Annotated in this window: 5 protein-coding genes; all 5 read left to right on the forward strand. The window is 72.9% G+C overall.

Translation table 11 applies throughout. The features are described from left to right. The first annotated feature begins 24 nt into the window (after nt 1–24). The 5 genes from E6J59_09560 to E6J59_09580 all read left to right on the forward strand — a co-directional run bounded on the left by E6J59_09560 (nt 25) and on the right by E6J59_09580 (nt 6,228). Entirely contained in the window at nt 25–786 is a 762-nt protein-coding gene (locus E6J59_09560) for a 1-acyl-sn-glycerol-3-phosphate acyltransferase (protein ID TMB20215.1), read from the forward strand. 11 nt (nt 787–797) lie between these two features. Then, nucleotides 798–1,829: a zinc-binding dehydrogenase gene (locus tag E6J59_09565; protein TMB20216.1), complete on the forward strand. Its 1,032-nt coding sequence runs from the start codon at nt 798–800 to the stop codon at nt 1,827–1,829. Between the two features lie 234 nt (nt 1,830–2,063). Then, nucleotides 2,064–4,337, forward strand: coding sequence for an alpha/beta hydrolase (locus E6J59_09570; protein ID TMB20217.1), 2,274 nt, complete (start codon nt 2,064–2,066; stop codon nt 4,335–4,337). Next, nucleotides 4,199–4,855: a VOC family protein gene (locus E6J59_09575; GenBank protein TMB20218.1), complete on the forward strand. Its 657-nt coding sequence runs from the start codon at nt 4,199–4,201 to the stop codon at nt 4,853–4,855. The genes E6J59_09570 and E6J59_09575 overlap by 139 nt, the downstream gene beginning before the upstream one ends. Before the next feature lie 59 nt (nt 4,856–4,914). After that, nucleotides 4,915–6,228: an MFS transporter gene (locus tag E6J59_09580; protein ID TMB20220.1), complete on the forward strand. Its 1,314-nt coding sequence runs from the start codon at nt 4,915–4,917 to the stop codon at nt 6,226–6,228. Nucleotides 6,229–6,314: the final 86 nt, after the last annotated feature.

Consider the following 6,314-nt stretch of genomic DNA (forward strand, 5'->3'; position numbering starts at 1 on the left):
GCAAAGCTGCTAATCGGCACGCGCATGGCGAGCGAGCGTGCCGAGAACGCGACGGTCGGCGCGGCGCCCGCGGCGCGCGATGCGCACGGGCTCCGCGTCGCGCTCTCGCCCTACCTCTTCCGAGGCATGCTGGTCGGGATGGCGGCGGTCGCGGTCGGGCTCCACCGCGCCACGGGCAGCCGCGACCTCGCCTGGCGCTTCGCCAAGGCGCGGGCGCGGACCCTCACCTGGATGCTCGGCGTCGGGGTACGCGTGCATGGCCTCGAGCGCCTGGCGGGCGGCGGGCCCTTCGTGTTCACCCCGAACCACCAGAGCCATCTCGACATCCTCGTCCTGCTCGGCTTCCTGCCCGGCCGGACGCGCTTCGCGGCCAAGAAGGAGCTGTGGACGCACCCGGTCGTGGGCGCCGTCCTCGACACGCTCGGCATGGTGCCGATCGACCGCGACCGCCCCGAGCGGGCGATCGACGCGCTCGATCGCGCGGCCGCCGAACGGCACTCGCTCGTGATCTTCCCGGAAGGCACACGCAGCCGGACGGGGCAGCTCCTGCCCTTCAAGAAGGGGGCCTTCGTGCTCGCCGCCGAGGCCGGGCTGCCGATCGTGCCCGTCGTCTGCCGCGGAACGCGGCGCCTCATGCCACGCGGCAGCCGGCTCGCGGTCCTTCCGGGCGAGGTGGAGATCGTGATCGAGGCGCCCATCCCGACCGCGGGCCTCGGCTACGCCGATCGCGACAGGCTCGCGGCGCGCGTGCGCGAGGTCATCGAGCGTCACCACACGGGCTGGTGAGGGGCCGTGAGATGAGCGCCATGCGCGCCGCCTTCTGCCACGCGGTCGGGAAGCTCGTCGTCGAGGAAGTGCCGCGCCCGACGCCCGGCCCCGGCGAGGTCGTGGTCCGGGTGCGCAACTGTGGTATCTGCGGCTCGGACCTGCACTGGTACCACGATCAGATGATGGTCCCGGCGGTCTGCCCCGGGCACGAGATCGCGGGCGAGGTGGCGGAGGTGGGCGCTGGGGTGACGGCGCTAAAGGCCGGCGATGCGGTCGCGATCGAGGGGATCGCCTCGTGCGGCACGTGCCGCTACTGCCTCGCCGGCGACTACCAGCGCTGCCTCGCGATCGGCTTCGTCGGCCTGACGATCCCGGGCGGCTTCGCCGAGTACGTTCGCATGCCGGCCCGGCACTGCTTCCGCGTGCCGGCGGGCGTCGACTTCGCGACCGCGGCGCTCAGCGAGCCGCTCGGCGTGGCCGTGCACGGCGTGCGGCTCTCCGGGCTCGAGATCGGCCAGCGGGTCGCGGTGCTCGGCGCGGGGACGATCGGCCTCGCGGCGGTGGTCGCGGCGCGCGCCGGGGGCGCCGGCGAGATCGTCGTCGTCGCGCGACGCCCGCAGCAGAAGGCGGCGGCGATGGCGCTCGGCGCAGACCGCGTGATCGACGACGGCGATCCCGGCGGCCTCCTCGCGGATGCCGCCGACGCGCCGATCGATCTCGTGATCGAGACGGTTGGGGGCACCGCCGACACGCTCGACACCGCCGCGGCGGCCTGCCGCCCGGGCGGCACGATCTGCGTCCTCGGGGCGTTCACCAGGTCGCCGCCCTTCCCGGCGCTCTTCGTGCTCGCCAAGGAGCTCCGCGTGATCGGCTCCCTCGTCTACGGCCGCGCCGGCGCGCGCGCCGACTTCGACATCGCGCTTGACATCCTGCGCCGCCAGGGCCGGCGCATCGCCGAAACGCTCATCACGCACCGCTTCCCGCTCGCGGAGATCGGCACGGCCTTCGCAACCGCCGCCGACAAGACGACCGGGTCGATCAAGGTGACGATCGAGGCGTAGGGACCGACCGAGCCAGGGCCTACGATTGCCTTGACCACCCCTTCGTCCGCGGCGTAGCGTCGCACGGGAAGAGCCGGAACGCGTGCAAGAGGGGGTGCGGGGCAACGTCTGATCAACAACGCGCGGGCGTGCTGCGTCCTGACGATGCTGGACACGCCCGCGTTGGAGCGGAAGCGGACGTCCCGCCCGCGCGCCCCACCGCGCGCGCCATCAGCGGCGCTGCGGAGGAAGTCCATGCCCACGATTCCGATTGGTAACGGTCTCCTCCGGGTCGCCTTCGCGAGCGTCCTGGCCGCGGCCTCGCAGCCCGAAGCCGCCTGCGCGAGCAACCGCGGCGCCGATACGACCGCGGTCGAGAACGTCCGCGCGCTGCTGTCGTCGGCGTGCAGGTGCACGGGGGCGACGTCGCACGGCCGGTACCTTCACTGTGCGAACGGCATCGTGCGCGCCGCGCTGTGGGGTGGATCGAAGGCACTGCGGCCCACCCCGTCGCCCGTGGCGCTCCGCCAGGAACCCGGCGGCGGCAGCCGCTGCATCGACACGACGGCGGTCGAGAGCGTCCGCGCGTTGGTGTCGTCGGCGTGTGAGGGCGTGGGGGCGCGGGCGCGCGGCCGATACCTCCGCTGTGCGAAAGGCATCGTCCGCGCCTCGCTGCGCGCCGGACCGATACCACGGCCCGTCCCAGCGCCCGTGGCGTTCCGCCAGGAACCCGAGGGCGTCACACTCGGCGATCCCGCGTTCGAGGCGCTGCCGGGCGCGCGGGCCGACTTCGGGCGGCTCGGCGGCGCCGTGTACCAGATCGAGGTGCCCGAGAAGTGGAACCGCCGGCTCGTGTTGTTCATGCACGGCTGGGAGGAGCTCCGCCCCGAAGCACACGTCAGCGCGCCGGACATCCGCACGGACCTGATCCTGCACGGCTACGCCTGGGGCGCCTCGAGCTTCAGCAGCACCTCGTGGATCGCCGGCCGCTCCGCCGACGAGACCGCCGCGCTCTGGGATTACTTCACGCAGAAGTACGGCCGGCCGTGCTGGACGTACGTCACCGGCATGTCGATGGGCGGCGCCGCGAGTCACATCGCCGCCGAGCGCTACCCGGACCGCTTCGATGGCTCGCTCGCGCTGTGCGGGAGCGCGGGGTTCGTGGAGGGGGCGATGGAGCTGGCCGACTACTTCGCCGCGGGCGCCTACGTCGCGGGCATCACGCAGGCGGAGTTCGACGCCAGCACGGACGCCGGCAGCCTCGTACCGTCTCGTATCCTTCCAGCCCTGCAAAGCCCGGCTGCGCACGAACGGTTCGAAAGCATCATGCTCGACCTGACGGGAGGGCCCAGGGCGTTCGATCGCGAAGGCTTTCGCCTCGAAGAGGATACGAACTGGCGCCGCGCGCAGCTGCTCGTCGCGCTCCACATCGCGCCGAACGCCGGGACGGTGTACCGGCTCGGCCCGCTGAGCACCGTCTCGAGCGACGAGTTCAACCGCGCGGCGATCCGGCTCCCGACCAACGACGCGCTGCTGCGCTCGTTCACCGAGGGCAACGAGACCACGGGCGGCTTCGAGATGCCTCTCCTGTCGCTCTACGCCACGGGCGACGGGCAGGTGCCCATCGAGCAGGCGAGGATCCTCCGGCGACGCGTGGACGCCGCTGCGAAGAGCGACCTGCTGGTGCAACGTGTGCTCCGCGATGCGAGCCACTGCGGATTTTCGAACGCGGAGCAGGAAGCGTCGTTCGAAGCGCTGGTCGGCTGGGTCGAGCACGGCGTGAAACCGGAGGGGCAGGACGTCCTCGTCGACGACCTGCGCACGCTGGGCGGGCAGTTCGAGCTCGCCCCGCGTCCAGGAACGCCGGAGGCCGAGGCGGTGCCGGGCGCGGCGGAGCGTGTCGTCGTCCACGGCGGTCTCACGCTCGACGGCGCGCCGTTCGACGCCAGGTTCCTGGGCGCCATCGTGCGGCGGGACGGGCTGGTCACGCCGTGTCAGTACACGCTGGCGTCCGTCGATGACGGTCGCTACGAGATCACGGTGCTCGCCGACGCCGAGGCGAGCGGCTGCGGCGCGCCGGGAGCGGAGATCCTGCTCTGGGCGTTTGCCCGCAACCAGAGGCTGTTCAGTCGCGAGTCGCTGGCATGGCCGGGGAACGGAGGCACCGCCACCTTCGATGCGAGCTTCTCGGTGTCGGCGCCCGACGGCGGCGCGCCGCCCACGTCCGACTTCATCGGCGAGGTCTTCCGTCGCGCCGGCGAGCGGCTCCCGCCCGGTACCCGCGTCGAAGCGTACGCCGGCGACGTGCGCTGCGGCGTCGCCTCGACCCGGCGCACCGGGAACTACTCGGGGTACATCCTGTCCGTCGTCGGCCCCGATTCGGTCGCCGGATGCGACCGCGACGGGACCCCGACCTTCCGCATCGACGGCCAGCCGGCGACCAACGCGCCTGGCGGAGGGCACACACTCGATCTGATCCTGCGGCGAGGGCCGAGCAGCAGGGGAGCCTGTTCGCGAACGTACGGTTGAAGGGCATCGATCATTGCGCCCGGCGCGCTCCCTGCGCTAGGAGGGCCCGCATGGTCCCGGTCCAGCGGCTCACCCACGTCGGCATCTGCGTCTCGGACGTGAGCCGCTCGCTCCGCTTCTACCGCGACTGCCTGGGCTTCCGCCACGAGCACGAGCTGCGCGTCGCGGGCGAGCCGAGCGACACGCTGCTCCGGTTGCGCGGCGTCGACCTGCACGCGGTCTACCTCGCGCGCGACGGCGTGCGCATCGAGCTGCTCGCCTTCGCGAGCCCGCCGGCACCGCCCCCGCGCCCGCGGGCGATGAACGAGCGCGGGCTCACGCACCTCTCCTTTCGGGTCGCCGACCTGGACGCCACCCTCGCCGCGCTCCGCACCGCCGGCGAGCGCGTGCTCGAGGAGACCGTGATCCGTCTGCCCGAGTTCCAGTCCGCGGCCTGCTTCATCGTCGACCCCGACGGGCAGCTGATCGAGCTGGTGCAGGCGCCGGGCGATCCGGCGGCGCCGCCGCGGGCCGGGTGAGCCTCCGCCCCGCCACCCGCGCCGAGCCCCCGCCGGCCGAGCCGCCCTGGCTCTGGGGCATGAACCGCTACCAGTGGCTCGTCCTCTTCGCCGCCTGGCTCGGCTGGGGCTTCGACGTGTTCGACGGCCTCCTCTTCAACCTGGTGGCGCCGGTGTGCGTGCCGCGGCTCCTCGGCGTCGCGGCGGGCGACGCACGGGTGGGCGCGGCGACGGGCGCGATCACCGCGACCCTGCTGGTCGGCTGGGCGACGGGCGGCATCCTCTTCGGCCTCGTGACCGACCGGCTCGGCCGCTCGCGCACGCTGCTGCTCACCATGCTCACCTACGCGACCGCCACCGCGGCCTGCGCGTTCGCCACCGACGTGTGGATGCTCGCGGCCTTCCGCTTCGTCGCGGCGCTTGGCATCGGGGGCGAGTGGGCGGCGGGCGCGAGCCTGGTCGCCGAGGTCGTGCCCGAGCGCCGGCGCGTCGCCGCGGGGGCGCTCCTCTACACCAGCTCGCCCCTCGGCATCTTCCTCGCCACGCTGGTGAACGACCTCTTCACGAAGCGCATCACGCTCCTCGCCGCCGAGCCGGACCTCGCCTGGCGCCTCGTCTTCCTCTCCGGGCTCGCGCCCGCGGCGGTCGCGCTCTGGATCCGTCGCCGGGTGCGCGAGCCCGAAGCGTGGGCGCGCGAGGCGCGCCAGACCCCGCGCCTGGCGGAGCTGTTCGCGCCCGGGCTCCGTCACGCCACCCTCGGCGGGCTCGCCATGTGCATCGTGACGCTCGTCGCCTGGTGGGGAACCAACGCCTTCCTGCCCCTGGTCGCGGCCTTCCTGGCTGGGCCGCACGCTTCGCCGAGCGAGCGCGCGGGCTTCATCACCTACGCCAGCACCATGTTCAACCTGGGCGGCCTCGTCGGCACGCTCGCGACCATTCCGGTCGCCCGGCTCGGTCGCCGCACGCTCTTCGCGCTCTACCTGGCCGGCGGTGCCGCGTCGATCTGGGTCACGTTCGGGGGCGACTGGGAGCCGACGGTACGCATGCGGCTCTTCTTCCTGGACGGGCTCACCGTCTACGGGGTCGCGGGCACGTTCAGCTTCTACCTGCCCGAGCTGTTCCCGACGCGGCTCCGCGGCACGGGGGCGGGCTTCTGCTACAACGCGGGCCGCTACCTGGCCGCCGCCGGGCCGTTCGTGGTAGGCCGCGCGCTCGGCGCCGTGCCGACCCCCATGGACGCCATCCGTTGGATGGCGCTCGTGCCCCTAATCGGCCTTGTCTTGGTGCCCTTTATCGTTGAAACGGGGCCTTCTGCTACCGTTTTGCTACCACTTCGTCTAGGGCGGCGCTGGCCGTGTCGTCCAAACGGTCGGCCGCCTTCTCCGCCACCCTGATCCACTTTCCGTACCGGTCCACCGTAACCCCGATACTCGCATGGCCGAGTTGCTGCTGGACGTAGACAGGGCTCACGCCGTCGCTG

It is taken from the genome of Deltaproteobacteria bacterium (assembly GCA_005879795.1).
Lineage (GTDB): Bacteria > Desulfobacterota > Binatia > DP-6 > DP-6 > DP-6.

Bases quoted from the DNA above. Each gene is read 5' to 3' on its own strand.
- E6J59_09560 (TMB20215.1), top strand. From the start codon at position 25: ATGGCGAGCGAGCGTGCCGAGAACGCGACGGTCGGCGCGGCGCCCGCG.
- E6J59_09565 (TMB20216.1), top strand. From the start codon at position 798: ATGAGCGCCATGCGCGCCGCCTTCTGCCACGCGGTCGGGAAGCTCGTC.
- E6J59_09570 (TMB20217.1), top strand. From the start codon at position 2,064: ATGCCCACGATTCCGATTGGTAACGGTCTCCTCCGGGTCGCCTTCGCG.
- E6J59_09575 (TMB20218.1), top strand. From the start codon at position 4,199: ATGCGACCGCGACGGGACCCCGACCTTCCGCATCGACGGCCAGCCGGC.
- E6J59_09580 (TMB20220.1), top strand. From the start codon at position 4,915: ATGAACCGCTACCAGTGGCTCGTCCTCTTCGCCGCCTGGCTCGGCTGG.